Annotated in this window: 15 protein-coding genes; 4 read left to right on the forward strand and 11 right to left on the reverse strand. The window is 74.8% G+C overall.

The genetic code is table 11. The annotated features are described in order from the left end of the window. Nucleotides 1-224: 224 nt before the first annotated feature. From UIS43_RS11450 to UIS43_RS11475, 6 genes are all read right to left on the reverse strand, one after another. The gene (locus UIS43_RS11450) at nt 225-710 is read right to left on the reverse strand and encodes a ferritin-like domain-containing protein (RefSeq protein WP_013154562.1); all 486 of its coding nucleotides are present in this window, start codon (nt 708-710) and stop codon (nt 225-227) included. A gap of 71 nt (nt 711-781) precedes the next feature. Next, complete coding sequence (locus tag UIS43_RS11455; protein WP_013154563.1) at nt 782-1564, reverse strand: putative hydro-lyase; 783 nt, start codon at nt 1562-1564, stop codon at nt 782-784. 237 nt (nt 1565-1801) lie between these two features. After that, a complete protein-coding gene (locus UIS43_RS11460) occupies nt 1802-2728 on the reverse strand; it encodes a biotin-dependent carboxyltransferase family protein (protein WP_071622620.1) in 927 nt (308 codons plus the stop codon). Between the two features lie 86 nt (nt 2729-2814). Beyond that, nucleotides 2815-3432 carry an allophanate hydrolase subunit 1 gene (locus UIS43_RS11465; protein WP_071622621.1) on the reverse strand — a complete coding sequence of 206 codons (618 nt, stop codon included), beginning with the start codon at nt 3430-3432 and terminating at the stop codon, nt 2815-2817. A 46-nt stretch (nt 3433-3478) separates the two neighbouring features. After that, complete coding sequence (locus UIS43_RS11470) at nt 3479-4246, reverse strand: LamB/YcsF family protein (RefSeq protein WP_013154566.1); 768 nt, start codon at nt 4244-4246, stop codon at nt 3479-3481. A 113-nt stretch (nt 4247-4359) separates the two neighbouring features. Continuing rightward, on the reverse strand, nt 4360-5610 hold the full coding sequence (locus UIS43_RS11475; RefSeq protein WP_013154567.1) for an NRAMP family divalent metal transporter: 1251 nt from the start codon (nt 5608-5610) through the stop codon (nt 4360-4362). Nucleotides 5611-6212: 602 nt separating this feature from the next. Between UIS43_RS11475 and UIS43_RS11480 the strand changes: the two genes are divergently transcribed. Next, the gene (locus tag UIS43_RS11480; protein ID WP_013154568.1) at nt 6213-6923 is read left to right on the forward strand and encodes a GntR family transcriptional regulator; all 711 of its coding nucleotides are present in this window, start codon (nt 6213-6215) and stop codon (nt 6921-6923) included. Between the two features lie 64 nt (nt 6924-6987). On the opposite strand, the gene UIS43_RS11485 is transcribed toward UIS43_RS11480, so the two are convergent. Further along, on the reverse strand, nt 6988-7578 hold the full coding sequence (locus UIS43_RS11485; protein WP_126624998.1) for a DUF4232 domain-containing protein: 591 nt from the start codon (nt 7576-7578) through the stop codon (nt 6988-6990). Between the two features lie 351 nt (nt 7579-7929). Here UIS43_RS11485 and UIS43_RS11490 point away from each other — a divergent pair, with 351 nt between their 5' ends. Both UIS43_RS11490 and UIS43_RS11495 read left to right on the forward strand, forming a co-directional pair. Then, the gene (locus UIS43_RS11490) at nt 7930-8514 is read left to right on the forward strand and encodes a bifunctional 2-polyprenyl-6-hydroxyphenol methylase/3-demethylubiquinol 3-O-methyltransferase UbiG (RefSeq protein ID WP_019607955.1); all 585 of its coding nucleotides are present in this window, start codon (nt 7930-7932) and stop codon (nt 8512-8514) included. A 113-nt stretch (nt 8515-8627) separates the two neighbouring features. Then, nucleotides 8628-9416, forward strand: a complete 789-nt coding sequence (locus UIS43_RS11495; protein ID WP_013154571.1) for an aminotransferase class IV family protein — start codon at nt 8628-8630, stop codon at nt 9414-9416. 81 nt (nt 9417-9497) lie between these two features. Here the strand turns inward: UIS43_RS11495 and UIS43_RS11500 are convergent, their stop codons facing one another. The 3 genes from UIS43_RS11500 to UIS43_RS11510 all read right to left on the reverse strand — a co-directional run bounded on the left by UIS43_RS11500 (nt 9498) and on the right by UIS43_RS11510 (nt 13997). Continuing rightward, a complete protein-coding gene (locus UIS43_RS11500; protein WP_013154572.1) occupies nt 9498-11681 on the reverse strand; it encodes an MMPL family transporter in 2184 nt (727 codons plus the stop codon). 325 nt (nt 11682-12006) lie between these two features. Beyond that, a complete protein-coding gene (locus UIS43_RS11505; protein WP_013154573.1) occupies nt 12007-13503 on the reverse strand; it encodes an SDR family oxidoreductase in 1497 nt (498 codons plus the stop codon). Then, the gene (locus tag UIS43_RS11510; RefSeq protein WP_013154574.1) at nt 13500-13997 is read right to left on the reverse strand and encodes a DUF4383 domain-containing protein; all 498 of its coding nucleotides are present in this window, start codon (nt 13995-13997) and stop codon (nt 13500-13502) included. The genes UIS43_RS11505 and UIS43_RS11510 overlap by 4 nt, the downstream gene beginning before the upstream one ends. Nucleotides 13998-14088: 91 nt before the next feature. Between UIS43_RS11510 and UIS43_RS11515 the strand changes: the two genes are divergently transcribed. Continuing rightward, on the forward strand, nt 14089-15183 hold the full coding sequence (locus tag UIS43_RS11515; RefSeq protein WP_370013148.1) for a MerR family transcriptional regulator: 1095 nt from the start codon (nt 14089-14091) through the stop codon (nt 15181-15183). On the opposite strand, the gene UIS43_RS11520 is transcribed toward UIS43_RS11515, so the two are convergent. Beyond that, on the reverse strand, nt 15149-16381 hold the full coding sequence (locus tag UIS43_RS11520; protein ID WP_370013149.1) for a lycopene cyclase family protein: 1233 nt from the start codon (nt 16379-16381) through the stop codon (nt 15149-15151). The two genes, UIS43_RS11515 and UIS43_RS11520, sit on opposite strands and share 35 nt — an antisense overlap. Nucleotides 16382-16390 lie beyond the last annotated feature (9 nt).

Here is a 16390-nt window from a genome sequence, read left to right on the forward strand (position 1 = left end):
GGTTCCCGAGGGCCCCTGTTCCCGAGGACCGGTGCGCCGCCGTCGAGAAGGCGGCGTCACCGACCGTGCGGGCTCGCCGTGCCCCCGACCGGCCGGACGTAGTACCCCGCGCCCGGGACGGGTCGGCCCGCGAGGAAGCGGTCCGCCACGCGGACGCCCCGAAGAGGCGCTGCCTCCTCCGGGGCGTCCGGGTGCTGTCACTCGGGGTTCGGCCCGCGGCGCGGTCAGCGCTCGGCGTCGGCCAGCGCGGTGCGCACCGCGCCCGGGAGCTTCTGCTCCAGGAAGCGGGCCATGTCCTCCTCCTGGTGGAGGATGGCGGTCAGCTTGAGGGCGATCTGCTCCTCGCCGAGCGCGCGGGCGCCCTCGATCAGCGCCCGGTAGGAGGCGATCTCGAAGTGCTCGGCGGCGTAGTCGGAGAGGGCGTTCTTGACCATGGTGTCGCCCGCGGGCTTGTTGGCCATGCCCTGCACGGAACCCATCATTCCGGCCAGGGCGCTCTTGACCTTGGACACGCTGCCGCCCAGGGACTCGATGCATCCCTTGACCGTCTCGGCCTGCTGACGGGTCTCCTCGATGTGCCGCGTGATACGGGCGTGGACCTCGGGGTCCTTCTCCGCGTCCTTGGCGTGCCTCTCCAGCGTCTCCTCGAGGGACTTCTCCATCGAGTAGGCGTCGTTGAGCCAGGCGATGAGCTGCTCGCGGCTGTTCACACCGTTCCCCTTCGTTCGTCGTGTCGCTCGACCCTGGGCCCGCGACTACCCCTGGGGTCCGGCGACAAACGTCAGGGCACCTGGTAGGAGGAGTCGCGCACGTCGGTGATCGCCATGTGGCCGGGGGCGTGGCCGATGGCGAACTCCGGGGCGGAGGCCGTCACGGCCGCCTGCGGGGTGACCCCGCACGCCCAGAAGACCGGGATCTCACCGGGGCGCACCTCGACCGCGTCACCGTAGTCGGGCCTGTCCAGGTCCTCGATGCCCAGCGCGGCGGGGTCGCCCACGTGCACCGGGGCGCCGTGGACCGCCGGGTAGCGCGAGGTGATGCGCACCGCGTCGGCCACCCGGTCGGCGGGGATGGGCCGCATGGACACCACCAGCGGACCGCTGAACCGGCCCGCGGGGCGGCACGGCCGGTTGGTGGCGTACATGGCCACGTTGGTGCCCGCCTCGATGTGGCGCACCGGCACACCGGCCTCAAGGAGGGGCGTCTCGAAGGTGAAGCTGCACCCGATGAGGAAGGCCACCAGGTCGTCGCGCCACAGGTCGGTGACCTCGGTGCGCTCCTCGACCAGCTTCCCGTCGCGGTAGACGCGGTAGGCGGGCAGGTCCGTGCGCAGGTCGCCGTCGAAGACGGAGGCGTCCACCCGTCCCGGCTCGGTGACGTCCAGGACCGGGCAGGACCTGGGGTTGCGCTGGGCGAACAGCAGGAAGTCGAAGGCCGCCTCGCGGGGCAGCGCGATGAGGTTGGCCTGCGCGTAACCCGCGCTGTAGCCGGAGGTGGGGACCCGCAGGCCGTCGCGGAACAGCGCGCGGGCCTGGGACGGGGAGAGGTCGGCCGGAGAGGTCATTCGGTTCTGCCTTTCGTTCCGGGTGGGACGGACGGGCGGTGTTCCCGCGGCTGCCGGACCGCCCGGGAACGCCGTTGTCCCCGGGCGGCGTTCCCGCACCGCACGCGGTGTTCCCGCGCCGCGCGGAACGCTGTGCGCCGTGCGGGGGCTCCCGCGCGGCGCCGCGGCCCGTTCCCCGGTACGGAACCGGGTCCGCGGTCGTGTCGGGGCCCCGCCGTTCCGGCGGGGCCCGGCCGGTCAGAGGGTGAAGCGCAGGCGGGTGCCGGGGCGTGCCTGGGCCGCCCTGGGCAGGTCCGCCGAACACACGACGGCCACCACCGGGTAGCCGCCGGTCACGGGGTGGTCGGCCAGGAACAGCACGGGCTCCCCGCCCGGCGGGATCTGGAGCGACCCCGCGACCATGCCCTCGCTGGGCAGCTCGCCGGAGCGGGCGCGTTCCAGAACGGGGCCGGACAGGCGGGCGCCGACCCTGTCGCTGCGCGGGGTGACCTCGTAGGCGGACGACAGCAGCGTGCGGACGGCCTCCTCGGTGAACCAGTCCTCGCGCGGGCCCAGGACCACCCGCAGGACCTCCTCGGGTCCGCCGACGGGCGGCACGGGGGCGTGGTCCGCGTTCGGGAAGTCCGCGGGCGCGGGGCCGACCGGCAGCAGCGCCCCGGGCACGGGCAGGTCGGGGCCCAGCCCGGCCAGGACGTCGGTGCTGCGCGAACCCAGGACCGGCGGGACGTCAACCCCGCCGCGTACGCCCAGGTAGGAGCGGAGTCCGCGGTCGGGCACGCCCATGGTCAGCTCCGCGCCGTCGGGCAGGTGCAGCACCGTGTTGGCGGCGGCGCCCCGCCCGTCCACCCGCAGCAGGGTTTCGGCCCCGGTGACGGCGACGGTCACCGGCCCGCGGGCCCGCACGCGCAGCCCGCCCAGGGTGGCCTCCAGGGCGGCGGCCCCCGCGGGGTTGGCGAGCAGGCGGTTGGCCAGGGCGTAGGAGTGGGCGTCGGCGGCGCCGGAGCGGCCCACGCCCAGGTCGGCGTGGCCGAAGCGGCCCGCGTCCTGGACCGTGGTCATGGGTCCGGTGGCCACGACCTCCAGGGCCGAACGCCCCCTGGCGGCGGCCGGGGTGCGCGCCGCGGCCCCCTCGCCCGGTTCCGACGCCGCTCCCCGACCCGCCACCGCGTTCCTTCCCCGTTCCCGTCCCTGGTCGCGTTCCCGCCCCTGTTCGAGGCCGGGTCCCGTCCGGGTGGGCCCGACACGCGTACTCATGAGGCCTCCGCGTCGGTGAAGCGCACGCGCACCCCCGGCCGCAGCAGGCCGGGCGGGTCGCGGTCCAGGTCCCAGATCGGGGCCTCGGTGCGGCCCAGCAGCTGCCATCCGCCGGGCGAGCTGCGCGGGTACACCCCCGCGAACTCCCCCGCCAGGGCCACCGAACCGGCGGGCACGCGGGTGCGCGCCTCACCGCGCCGGGGCACGTGCAGGCGCGGGTCGTCGCCGACCATGTAGCCGAACCCGGGGGCGAAGCCGCAGAACGCGACCGTCCAGGTGGCGTTCGTGTGCGCCTCGACCACCCCGCGCCTGGTCAGGCCGGTCAGCTCGGCGACGTCGTCGAGGTCCTCGCCGTCGTAGAACACCGGGATGGTGACGGTGTCCCCGGAGTCCGGTCCGGTCCCGGGGGCCAGCGGCAGCCCGGTGACCGCGGCGGCGACCCCGTCGGGGTCGGTGCCGGGTTCGATCCGCAGCAGCAGCGTGCGGGCGGCCGGAACCACGTCGGTGACCCCGGGAATCGGCCGCGCCCGGAGCGCGGCGCGCAGCGCGATCACCTCGGCGAGGTCGGCGACCTCCACGAGCACACCGCTGTCCGCGCACGTCAGGACACGCACGGCGCCTCCTCGGCGGGGGTCGGGAGCCCCCTCCTCCCGGCAGGGGTCACGCGGCCTCCCCGGTGAACGGCGCGAGGGTGACGCCCTCGGCGCGCAGCCGGTCGGCCACGGCCCGGGCGATGTCCACCGCGCCGGGGCTGTCGCCGTGCACGCACAGGGAGTCGGCCTCGATGACGATCCGGGTGCCGTCCACGGCCTCGACCGGCTCGCCGTGGGCGATGCGCAGGCAGCGCTCGGCGATGGCGGCCGGGTCGTGCAGGACGGCGCCGGGCTCGCGGCGCGAGACCAGCGTGCCCTCCGGGGTGTAGGCGCGGTCGGCGAAGGCCTCGCGGTGCGTGGGCAGTCCGGCCTCCTCGGCCAGGCGCAGGAACTGCGATCCGGGCAGGCCCAGCACGGGCATGGCGGGGTCGAACTCGCGCACCGCGGCGACCACCGCGGCGGCCTGCTTCTCGTGGTGCACGATCGTGTTGTAGAGGGCACCGTGCGGTTTGACGTAGCGGATCCGGTCCCCGGCCAGGCGGGTGAACGCCGACAGCGCCCCCATCTGGTAGACCACCTCGTCGGTCAGCTCGGCGGGCGGCACGTCGAGGAAGCGGCGGCCGAACCCGGCGAGGTCGCGGTAGCCCACGTGCGCGCCGACGGCCACTCCCCCGGCGGCGGCGTCGAGCGTGGTGCGCCGCAGCACGGACGGGTCACCGGCGTGGAAGCCGCAGGCGACGTTGGCGCTGGTCACGATGGACAGCAGTGCCTTGTCGTCGCCGAGTTCCCAGCGGCCGAAGCTCTCGCCGAGGTCGGAGTTGAGGTCGATGCGCAACGTCGGTGCTCCTCGTTCTTTCGTGTTGCCCCTTGCGGGGTTCCCCTACCCCGCCCGGGTGGCGGTCCGGGCGGGGTAGGGGCGGGGGAGGGTGGAAGGGCGCGCCCGGCGGGTTACTGCCAGAGGTCGGCGATGCCGCCCAGGGAGCCGATGGCCATGTACACGGTGAGCGCCCAGGCGGCGACGCCGATGACGATCAGCCAGCGCGGGTAGCGGTACCCGCCCAGCAGGTCGCCGGAGCGGCGGGCCGCGACCCACAGCAGGATGCCGAGGCCCACCGGCAGGATCACGCCGTTGAGGGCTCCGGCCAGGATCAGCAGCGTGTTCGGAGCCTGCCCGGACAGCAGCAGGATTGCCAGCGAGACACCGATGAAGACGGTGACCAGGAGGCCCCGGCGCTTCTCCAACCACGGGTGGAAGGTCGTGACGAAGGAGATCGAGGTGTAGGAGGCGCCGATGACGGAGCTGACCGCCGCGGCCCACAGGATGACGCCGAACAGGCGCACACCGGCCTCGCCCGCGGCCTGGCGGAAGGCCTCGGCGGAGGGGTTGGCGGACGCCAGGATGTCGGCGCCGCCCGCGACGACGCCGAGGATGGCCAGGAACAGCACCACGCGCATGACGCCGGTGACGATGATGCCGGTCACGGAGGTCTGCGTGATGGCGCGGACGTTCTCGCGCCCGCCCTGACCCGCCTCGACGAGTCGGTGCACGCCCGCGTAGGTGATGTAGCCGCCGACGGTGCCGCCGATGATGGTGACGGTGGCCAGGAAGACGTCCGCGCCGAACCGCTCGGGCAGGACGGCCTGGCGCAGGGCCTCGCCGACCGGGGGCTGGGACACGAAGGCCACGTAGACGGTCAGCGCGATCATGGCCACGCCCAGCACGACCAGGATCCGGTCCAGGGCCACGCCCAGCCTCTTGACGGCCAGGATGACCACGGCCAGCACCGCGGACAGGACGGCGCCGAGCCGGGTGTCGAACCCGACCATGGCGTTCAGGCCCAGGCCGGTGCCCGCGAGGTTGCCGACGTTGAAGATCAGGCCGCCGAAGACGATGAGCGCGGCCAGCAGGTAGCCCGCGCCGGGGACGACCTTGTTGGCCAGGTCCTGGGCGCGGGTGTTGGCGACGCCGATGACGCGCCAGATGTTCAGCTGGACCGCGATGTCGACCAGGATCGAGATGAGGATGGCGACCGCGAAGGTCGCGCCCAGCTCGGCGGTGAACGTGGTGGTCTGGGTGATGAAGCCGGGGCCGATGGCGCTGGTGGCCATGAGGAACATCGCACCGAGCAGACTGCTGCTGATCGCGATCCGCCCGACACGGGGGCGCACCTTCGTGGGTGCGGGGGGTGTGTCACCCATGGGTCACTCCAAGGGGTCCGATGTGGGTCGGTGACGCGATAACCGACCGCGCCATCGTTGGATTGTTGAACGATACTTCAATCCAACGAGACGGGTAAAGAGCCGGTATGCAAAAAACCCAGGTCACCTGGGTTGCAGAAGTATCTCTTCGCCCCGCCCTGCCCAGGGGCGTCATCGGAGGAACCCCCGGAATGCGCGTCCGCGAGCCCGTGGACGAAGCCGCGCCGGACCGTGCGCGTCCTCGCCCGAGGGCCCGCGGAAGCCGCGCGGAAGGCTCAGCCGCCCGGAAGCCCCGCGGAAACCGCGCGGAAACCGCACAGGAACGCGCGCCCCCGCCCGGAACTCACCGGACGCGCGGAGGGCTCACCCGCGAGCCGCGCGGGGGCCGGTCAGTGGCGGTGGAGCCGCGCGGTGGCGGGGTGGAGCGGATGCGCCGTGCACGCGAGGCGGTGCGGCGGGGAACCCGTGTGGGAACCCGTTCGGGGACCGCGCCACGGTCCACCGGTCCGATGAACCGACTTCTGTGGGCTCCCCGCTCTCCCGGGAGTGCTCCGCGTCGGTGACAATGAAGTAACAGACGCCAGTCCCCTTAAGGAGCACCTGTGACGGCCACGGACGCCCGCACCGACCGGACCAGCGGCCGCACGCGCCTCCTCCCCCCGCTGCCCACGCAGGCCGAGCGGGTCGCGGAGCTGCTCCGCGAGTCCCTCATCGACGGCGTGTACCCGCCGGGACAGCGCCTGTCGGAGGAGCGGCTGTGCGAGGAGCTCGGAGTATCCCGCAACACCCTGCGCGAGGCGTTCCGGCTGCTGGTGCGCGAGCGGCTGCTGGTGCACCAGATGCACCGGGGAGTGTTCGTCGGCCTGCCGACCAGCGAGGACGTCCGAGACCTGTTCAAGGCGCGCCGCTCCCTGGAGCTCCCCGCGCTGCGGGGCGCGGCGGACCCGGACGAGGAGGCGGTCCGGCTGGTCGGGGCGGCCGTGGACGAGGGCGAGGCCGCGCGCGGACGCGAGGACTGGTGGCGGATGGGGACGGCGAACATGCGTTTCCACCAGGCCGTGGCCGGTCTGGCCGGGAGCGCGCGGGTGAACGAGTTCATGAGCCAGGTGCTGGCCGAGACCCGGCTGGTGTTCCACGTGATGGACGCGCCCCGGGAGTTCCACGCTCCGTACCTGGACTGGAACCGCAGGATCCACACCCTGCTGGCCTCCGGGGACGCGTCCGGGGCGGCGGACGAGCTGACGACCTACCTGGAGACCTCCGAGAACCAGCTGGTCACCGCGTTCACCGCCATGGAACAGCAGCGGAACTGACCGCGGGGCGGGCGCCGGGACGGATCGGGCGGCGGCACAGGCCAGGGGTCGGGGACGGGTCGGGTCAGGAGGCGCCGTCCGCCTGGACGGACGTGACCGTGAGCTGGTCGCCGGGCACGTCCGGATCGGCGCAGCCGCGGCCCTGCGCCGCGACGAAGACCGACCCCGTGTTCCGGGGAGGGTAGACGCGCAGACCCCGGGTGTCGGTGGGGTCGCACTCGTCCTCGTCGTAGTCGGCGACCCGGGTGAACCCCACGGTGGCCGAGGCGGTGTCTCCCGGTCGGAGGGTCACGGCGGGACCCGGTCCGCCCTCGCGCGCGGCGGCGGCGCCGACCTGGTCGCCGTCCTCCTCGGTGACGTAGGAGACTCCGGGGTGGCCCCCGATCACGCACGGGGCGTCTGCGGTGTTGGTGAACTCCAGGGGCCGGTAGACCGTCCCGGCCGCTCCCTCGGCCCGCCCGAGAGCGACTTCCAGGTCGCCCGAGCCGCAGACGCTCGCGCTGTCCTCGGCCGTCCCGGTCGCCGCCGGCTCCGGTGCGGAGGTGGGGACCGCCGGGGCGCTCGGGGAGCCGTCGCCCCGGGGTGGCGCGGTGCTGGTGGGTTCGGTGGCCGCGCCGCCGCCGCTCGCGCCGCACCCCGCCAGAGCGAGTGTCACGGCGGCTCCCGCCGCGAGCGTGGTGACCGGGTACGCGCGTCCTCGTTGTCCGACCATGGGGCCCGCCCTACCCGGACGGGAGGAACCGACACACGGGTTTCGAGTTCGGCGAACGCGGAGGACCGCAGAACGTCCGGTTCCGTGGTCCCCGTGCCCTTCGTCGCGGGTGTTCGGTGTCGGGTCCGGTGCGGTCGCGCCGGACGTGCGACGCGTCCGCCCCCTCCTTCCCCGCAGCCGGACGGACCGCACCCCCGAACAGCGGGAACACCCCCTCGCCGGCCCTCCACCGGGGGGTGAAAGGCCCGCGCCGGAGGGCCGATCTACCTTGAGGACATGACGAAATACGCGTGGATGTACCGCCTCGGCCTCACCCCCTGGGAGCGCTACGGCGCCGCGGGCGGGGCGGCGCAGCTCGGCGCCCTGCTCGACCGCGAGACGCGGGAGCGTTCGACCGGCCCCGGCCGGGCGCTGGACATCGGCTGCGGACGCGGTCAGTTCACCCCCGAACTGGCCCGGCGCGGCTGGGAGGCGGTGGGCGTCGACATCGTGCCGGAGGCCGTCGAGGCCGCCCGCCGCAAGGGCCCGGCGGAGGTCGCCTACGTCGTCGGCGACGTGACCGGCCTCGAATCCTCCGGCCTGGGCGCCTTCGACCTCTTCCTCGACATCGGCTGCTTCCAGGGCCTGGACACCGACCAGCGGGCCGCGGAGGGGCGGGGAGTGACGGCCCTGGCCGCTCCGGGGGCCACCCTGCTGATGCTCGCCTTCGGCCCGTCCCGGTACCGGCGGCTCGTCGAGGGCGTCGCACAGGCGCAGATCGAGGCCGCGTTCCCGGGGTGGGAGCTCCTCACGGCCGAGGACGCGCGGACCAGCGGCCTGGGGTGGCCGATGAACCGGACCTCACCGCGGTGGTACCGCTTCCGCCGCACGACCGGCTGACGCGGACCCCGGCGACCGGGCCCCGGCCCGACCGGCGCGGTGCTTCCGCCGCCCCGGTTCCGGTGGGGGAAACCCCGATGGCGCGGATCCCCGAATGCCATGATGGACACCTCATGGAACTGAACGGACGCCCCGTCAGCACCGGGGAACTCGCGGGCCTGGCCCTGTACGGCTACGGCCACTTCACCACCATGCTCGTCACCGACCTGCGTGTCCGCGGCCTCGACCTGCACATGGACCGCCTGAGCCGCGACTGCCGCACCCTCTTCGGCGTCGAGCTCGACATCCCCCGGGTCCGCGAACTCGCGCGGCGCTCCGCGCGCGCCCACCTCTCCCCATCGGTGGTCCGCGTGACCGTCTTCGACCCCCACATGGACCTGGGCCACCCCTCCGCACGCCAGCTCCCGCAGATCCTCGTCAGCACCCGTCCCGCGCCGACGGACGCCTCCCCTCCCCCGGTCCGCCTGGGCACGCGCCGCTTCACCCGCGACACCCCGCAGATCAAGAGCACCGGCCTGTTCGGAGCGATCCGCCAGCGCCGCGCCGCCCAGTTGGACGGCTACGACGACGCGCTGTTCATGGGCGTGGACGGCCGCGTCTCGGAGGGCCCCACCTGGAACATCGGCTTCCTGGACGGCGGGGGCCTGGTCTGGCCGCAGGCCCCGTGCCTGCCGGGGGTGACCACGGCGCTGGTCAGCCGGGCCGCCGAGAACCTCGGCATCCCGGTGACCACCCGGCCGATCGCCTCGGCGGCCAGCACCCGCACGGCGGGCGCGTTCATCACCAACGCCACCACGGGCGTGCGGCAGGTGGCCGCCATCGACGGCGTCCACCTGCCGCAGGCCGCGCTGGTGCGCAAGTTCGCCGCCGCCTACGCGGAACTGCCGGGAGACCCCCTGTAGGGACCTCCGGAGCGCACACGCTCCGCCGTGCCGCGCGCACGACGAGGCCGGGGCCGGGGGGAGTACGAGGCCGACGCCGCGCTAGGCGCGATCGGCGGGTTCGTGCTCCTGCGCGCGCCCGGGGGCACGGCCTGCGCGGCCGGGCCACCACACACGGGGCCCGACGTCCAGGGACAGCGCGGGCACCAGCACGGTCCGCACGAGCAGCGCGTCCACCAGTACACCGAAGGCCACCAGGAACGCCAGCTGGAGCAGGAACAGCAGCGGGATCACCGCCAGCGCCGCGAAGGTCACGGCCAGCACCACCCCGGCGGAGGTGATCACCCCGCCGGTGACGGTGAGCGCGCGCAGCACGCCCTCGCGGTGCCCGTGCAGCAGCGTCTCCTCACGCGCCCGGGACATGAGGAAGATGCTGTAGTCGATCCCCAGCGCCACCAGGAACACGAACGCGAACAGCGGCACCACCGGATCCGCGCCGGGCAGGCCGAGCACGTGGTCGAACAGCAGCGTTCCCACGCCCAGCGCCGCGGCGAAGGACAGGACGTTCACGGCCATCAGCAGCAGCGGCGCCACCAGGGAGCGCAGCAGCGGGATGAGCACGAGGAAGACCACCACGAGCACCAGCGGCACCACGACCGCGAAGTCGCGCTGGGCGGTGTCCAGGGTGTCCAGGTCGGTGGCGCTCACCCCGCCGACCAGGGCGTCGGCGCCCTGGACGGAGTCCAGTTCGGCGCGCAGGTCGCGCACCGCGTCCACCGCCTCGGCCGACTCGGGGCCGACGGTGAGGACCACCTCGACCAGCACCCGTCCGTCCTCCACCAGGGGCGGCAGGTCGGCGCCGGGCGGACCGGGCTCGGTCACCGGCGCGGCCGCGTCCACGACGGGCAGGCGTTCGGCGGCCCGGACCACCTCGTCCAGGTGGTCGGCGTCGGCGACCACCAGGGCGGGGGCCGCGCTGGCGTCGGAGCCGAAGCCCCGGTCGAGCGCCTCCTGGGCCTCGACCGCCTCCACCTCGGTGCGGAAGACCTCGGCCTGGCCGGTGCCCCCGGCGTCGAACTGGGGCGCGAACACGGCCGCGGCGGCCAGGACGGCGGTGGTGACGATCCAGTACAGGCGCGGCCTGCGCGAGACGGTGGTCGCCAGGCGGCCCCAGAACCGGTGGCTGGCCACGACCTCGTCCAGGGTTCCGTCCGTACGGCCGCCGCTGTGCGGCGCCACGGGCCAGAAGGCGGCGCGTCCGCACAGGGCGAGCACGGCGGGCAGGAAGGTCATCGCCGAGAGCAGGGCCGCGACGACGCCGATGGCCACCACGGGACCGAGGCTGCGGGTGGAGGCCAGGTCGGCGGCGAGCAGGCAGAGCAGGCCGAGGATGACGGTTCCGCCGGAGGCCAGGACGGGCCCGGTCACGCCGCGCACGGCGGCCATGACGGCTTCGGGCACGCGGTCGCGGACGGCCAGTTCCTCGCGGTAGCGGGCCACGAGCAGCAGCGCGTAGTCGGTGCAGGCGCCCACGACCAGGATGAACAGGATGCCCTGGCTCTGCCCGTTGAGGCTGACCAGGCCGGTGTCGGCGGCCAGGTAGACCAGCGCGCCGGACAGGCCGAGCGCGAGGAGGCAGGCGAGGATGACCAGGACCGGCAGCAGCGGTGAGCGGTAGACGGCCACGAGGATGATCAGCACGGCGGTGATGGCCACGATCAGCAGCGTGGAGTCGATGCCGCCGAAGGCCGCGGCGAGGTCGGCCGCGAAACCGGCGGGGCCGGTGACCTGCACCTGGAGTCCCGACACGGGGTCGTCGGCCAGCACCGCGCGCAGGTCCTCGACCGCGTCGCCGGTGTCGGCGGCCGGGTCGAGCGGCACCACGAACTGGGCGACGGAGGGGTCCTCGGTCCCGGGGAAGGGGCCGACGACGGCTCCGGAGACCCAGGGCTCCTCACCCACGCGCTCGGCGACCGCGGCGACGTCGGCGAGTTCGCCCTCTCCGAGCGCCCCGCCCCCGCCGTCCCCGGCGTCCTCGCGCGAGTACACGACGACGGCCGGGACCGCCTCCTCGCGGTCGAACTCCTCGGCGATCTCACTGACCTCGGTGGACTCGGCGCCCACCGGCAGGAACGCGCCCGGGTCGTTGGTCTGCACCTCGCCGAGCCTGCCCAGGAACATGCCCAGGGGCCCGGCGCCCGCCAACCACACCAGGGCGACCAGCAGGGCCGCTCCGATCCACCAGCGCGACCGCCCGGCAGGTGGTCTGCCGTTGTCCTTGTCCACGTTCGGGATCCCTCTCACACCGACAGCTTGCTCGAAATTAAAGCATCTCGCTTTTCAAGTTACTTTCGGGCACGACCCTACCCCAGTCCGCTCCCGCCATGCGTCCGCCCCCGTCCGGCGGCGACGTGTCCCCCGTCACCGTTTCTCCGGTGGCGCGGCCGGGCGCGCTTCCATCCGGACGCGCTTCTGGTCGGGCACCCCTGGGAAGCCCCCCGGTGACGCGCTCCCAGGCGGGCACCTGCGGACAGGGCACCCCCTCGGCGGCGGTACGGGCGCGAACGCCGTCGGCCCCGGTCCGCGCGGACCGGGGCCGGGGAGCCGGGCGTCAGCGGCGCGCGTGCGCCTCCCGCGGTGCTGTCCGTTCCGAAGCCGCCCGTTCCGCGGCCGCGACGATGTTGCTGGCCATGGCACCGAACACGAACCCGTGGAAGGGGGTGACGGCCTTCCAGTACAGGTGCCCCAGCAGACCGCGCGGGTGGAAGAGCGCGCGCTGGCGGTAGACCGTGCGTCCGCGCACGCGCGCCACGCCCAGTTCGAGCCAGGCCGGTCCGGGCAGGCGCATCTCCGCCCGCAGCCGCAGCAGCTGGCCGGGGACGACCTCCTCCACCCGCCAGAAGTCCAGGGAGTCGCCCACCCGCAGCCGCTCCGGGTCGCGCCGCCCCCTGCGCAGGCCCACCCCGCCCACGGCCAGGTCGATCCAGCCGCGCGCGGCCCAGGCCAGGGGCCAGGAGTACCAGCCGTGTTCGCCGCCGATCCCCTCGACGACCCTCCACACCGCCTCCGTTCCGGCGTCGACGTACCGCGCGCGCACGTCGGTGTAGAGGCTGCCGCCCGCCCAGGCGGGGTCGCTCGGCAGGGGGTCGGACGGGGCGCTCGGCCAGGCGGCCGAGGACCAGCGGGTGTCCACGCGCGACTCGTCGACGCGGCGCAGGGCCAGCTCCACGGCCCGGTCGAAGCCGATCCGCTCGTGGTCGTCCAGCAGTTCGGACAGGTCGTCCTCGCCGACCACCGCGTCGTGGCGCAGCGACTCCACCAGCGGCCGGGCGATCGCGGGCGGTACCGGCGTGACCAGGCCGACCCACAGGCTGGACAGGCCCGGCGAGAGCACGGGGACGGGGACGATCAGCCTCCGGGCGATCCCCGCCGCCCCGGCGAAGCGCTGGATCATCTGGGCGTAGGAGAGCACCTCCGGGCCGCCGATGTCGAAGGTCCGGTTGGTCCCCTCCGGGAGTTCGGCGCACCCCACCAGCAGCCGCAGCACGTCGCGCACCGCGATCGGCTGGACGCGGCTGCGCACCCACCGGGGCGTGGTCATCACCGGCAGGCGCTCGGTGAGGTGGCGCAGCATCTCGAAGGAGGCCGAGCCGGAGCCGAGGATCACCGCGGCGCGCAGCACGGCGGTGGGCACGCCTGACTCCAGCAGGATCCGGCCGACCTCCTCGCGCGAGGCCATGTGCGCCGACAGGCCGCCCCCGTGCGGCGCGAGGCCGCCCAGGTAGACCAGGCGGGTCGTGCCCGCCTCCCGCGCCGCGCGGGCGACGTTGCGGGCGGCCCGGGCGTCGGTGCCCGCGAAGTCGCGCCCGCCCGCCATCGAGTGGACCAGGTAGTAGGCGGTGTCGGTACCCGCGAACGCCTCGGCCAGACCCTCGCCGCTCACCACGTCGCCCCGGACCACCTCCACGCGGTCGCGCCAGGGCTGGTCGCGCAGCTTGTCCGGGGTGCGCGCCAGACAGCGGACGCGGTACCCGGCCGCGAGCAGCTCGGGCACCAGACGTCCGCCGATGTAGCCGGTGGCCCCGGTGACCAGGACGGACGGCCTCATCCGGTCGCACCGGCCACGCCGTGGCGGCGCTCGCGCCGCCGCGCGCGCCTGCGGCGGTACGGGTTGTCCTCGGGCAGGCCGCCGCTGACCCGGCCGTACATGCCGAAGGTCATCACCATGATCCCGACGACGAAGCTGAAGATGACGTTGGGCATGGAGAAGGCCAGGATGTTGGGCCCCGCGCCCATCAGGTAGAGGTTCACGAGTCCGCTGGCCACGAAGCCCACCCCCACCACCGTGCAGACGGTGGAGGCGAACGAGCCGCCCAGGACGGAGGCGCCCAGCAGCAGTGAGCCGATCGCGACGGACAGGAAGCTCAGCGCGCCGTTGGTGGACAGGCCCGCGACGACCTCCCCCTGGGTGTCGAAGAGCGGGAGCCTGACCACCAGCCCCGCGATGCCGAAGCCCATGAGTACGAGTCCGGTGAGTCCGGCGCCGACACGGTGGACCACGCTGAGACGGCGGTCGGCCGGACGCCTGGTGTCCAGATCCATGGTGCTGCCCCTTCCGGTGTTCTCCCAGCTAGAGTTCTACGCGTGTGGTGCGCGACACAAGACGCACCGCTTTCGCAACGCTTGGGGCGCCATGGCCGACGCACTGACCCCGGGGGCGACCGCGCGTCTGCTCGGGGTCTCGCCCTCCACGCTGCGCAGCTGGGACCGGCGCTACGGCGTGGGGCCGCGCGAGCGCAGTCCGGGCGGGCACCGCCGCTACTCGCCCGCCGACGTGGCGCGTCTGCGCGAGCTGTGCCGCCTGGTCGGTGAGGGCCTGTCGCCCGCCTCGGCGGCGGAGTGCGTGCTGGTCCCGGCTCGCGGGGGTCCGGCGCCCGATCCAGCCCCGCCGCGCGTTCCCCGGCCGCGGGGCGCGGGGGCGCCACGGGTGGGCGGAGGCGCCGAGGAGGAGGAACCGGGGACCGGGCAGGAGGGTCCGCGGGACTTCCGGAAGGGCTCGGGAGCCAGCGGGAAGGACGCGGGCAACGCCCAACCGGGCGCGAAAGCTCCCGGGAGGGGTGCGCGGCCCCGCTGGCGCCCCGGCGGGGACACCCTGCCGCTGGGTCCGGCCGGGCCCACCCTCCAGGGGATCGCCCGCGCCGCCATGCGCATGGACGCCGAACTCGTGGAGCGCCTGCTGGAGGAGGCCCTGGACGAGTACGGCGTGGTGGCGGCCTGGGAGGACCTGGCGATGCCGCTGCTGTACGGGATGGGCCGCAAGTGGGAGGACACCCGGCGCTACGTGGAGGTGGAGCACCTTCTGTCGTGGTGCGTGTCCTCGGCGCTGCGCCGCGTGGCCGCCCCCGGGGACGCGGACCCGGCGGGCCGCCCCACGGTCCTGGCCTGCGGCCCCGGCCAGATGCACAGTCTCCCGATGGAGGCGCTGGCCGCCGCGCTGCGCGAACGGGGCGTGCCGCGCCGGGTGCTGGGGCCGTGCACGCCCGTGGTGGCGACGGTGCGGGCGGTGCGCCGCACGGGTCCGCGCGCGGTGGTCCTGTGGTCCCACGCCGGAGACGCCGACGACGTCGCGGCGCTGCGGGCGGCGGTGCGCGCGGCGGCGGGGTCGGCGCAGGCCACGGCCGTGTACACGGCCGGGCCGGGCTGGCGGTCGCTGGGCGCGGCGCCGGGGCTGGCCGCCGGGCACCTGGGCTCGCTCACCGACGCCGTGCGGGCCCTGGCCCCCGGCTGAGGCTCCTCGCACCGACCCCGCGCAGCGCGTACCACGCCTGGTCCAGGCTGGTCAGCGACATGGCCGCGACCGGTGTGCTCAGGCCCATCGCCAGTTCCCGGGGCAGGCGCGAGCCACCGTCCAGGAAGGCCAGCACGTCCCCGAGGCGGTTGGCCGCGAACAGCCCCGCGAAGAACTCCGCTCCCCGCACCCGCCCCGTGTCCAGGGCCCGCAGCATGACCGCGTCCATCGCCAGGTGGCGGCGGCGGTGGGGCACCGGCGGTACCGGGGCCCGCCCCTGGGCCAGCGCCCGCGCCACGACGGCCGTCTGGCGCCGCACACCGCTGAACGTGTACCCGGTCGAGGGCCGGGTGGCGCCGCCCGCCGTCCCCACCCGGAACACGCGCCGCCCCGCGCGGGGGCGGAACCGCGCGTCGGTCATCGGGATGACGCCCTGCTCGGCCGCGGTCACCTCCACGTCCCCCAGCCCGAGCAGGCCGCAGTAGTCCTTGAGCGCGCGCTCGTACTCGGGGGTCGTGAGCGCCTCGCGCCCGAACTCGGTGTACTCCACCAGCGCCTCGCGCGGCGACAGCGGCAGCACGTAGCCGAAGGCCACGCCGTTGGCCGGCTGGGGAGGGCGCAGGTCCATGAGCACGGCCGAGGCGGGGTCGAAGGCGTCGTCGGGCGTGCGCACGAACCAGCCGCGGAAGTGCTGGAGCAGGTGCGTGCGCCCGCGCGGGGCGGGCCGGGGCGGACGCGAGTCGAACACCCATGAGGCGGTCAGCTCCCGCTCCCCTCCCCCGGGGCCTCCGGGGCAGGTGCCCCGTACCACGGCGTGCTCGACGCCGTCGACGACCTCGGTGACCAGCACCGGAAGCTGGTCCACGTGTTCACCGGCCGAAGCGCGCACATGCGCGTCCACGTCGGCCGACCGCAGCATCTTGTACACGTAGGGCGCCGCCGGGGAGTCGTGGACGGCCCCGTCCGGCCCCACCACGGACAGGTCCCTCCAGCGGGCGGCCAGCAGGTGGTCCCACGGCCCGCCGTCGGGCTCCCAGAAGCACCAGGTGCGGGGCGGAGGGGTGTGCGGCCCGGGGGGCGGTTCCACCAGGGCGACCCGCAGCGGTCGGCCACGTCGGTCATTGACCCCGCGAAGCTGGTGGGTCAGGGTGAGCCCAGCGGCTCCCCCGCCGATGATCGCCACGTCGTAGTCGGCCATGCCCCCAGC

Origin of the sequence: Nocardiopsis sp. LDBS0036, assembly GCF_041228755.1 — a bacterium.
Taxonomy (GTDB): Bacteria; Actinomycetota; Actinomycetes; order Streptosporangiales; family Streptosporangiaceae; genus Nocardiopsis; species Nocardiopsis dassonvillei.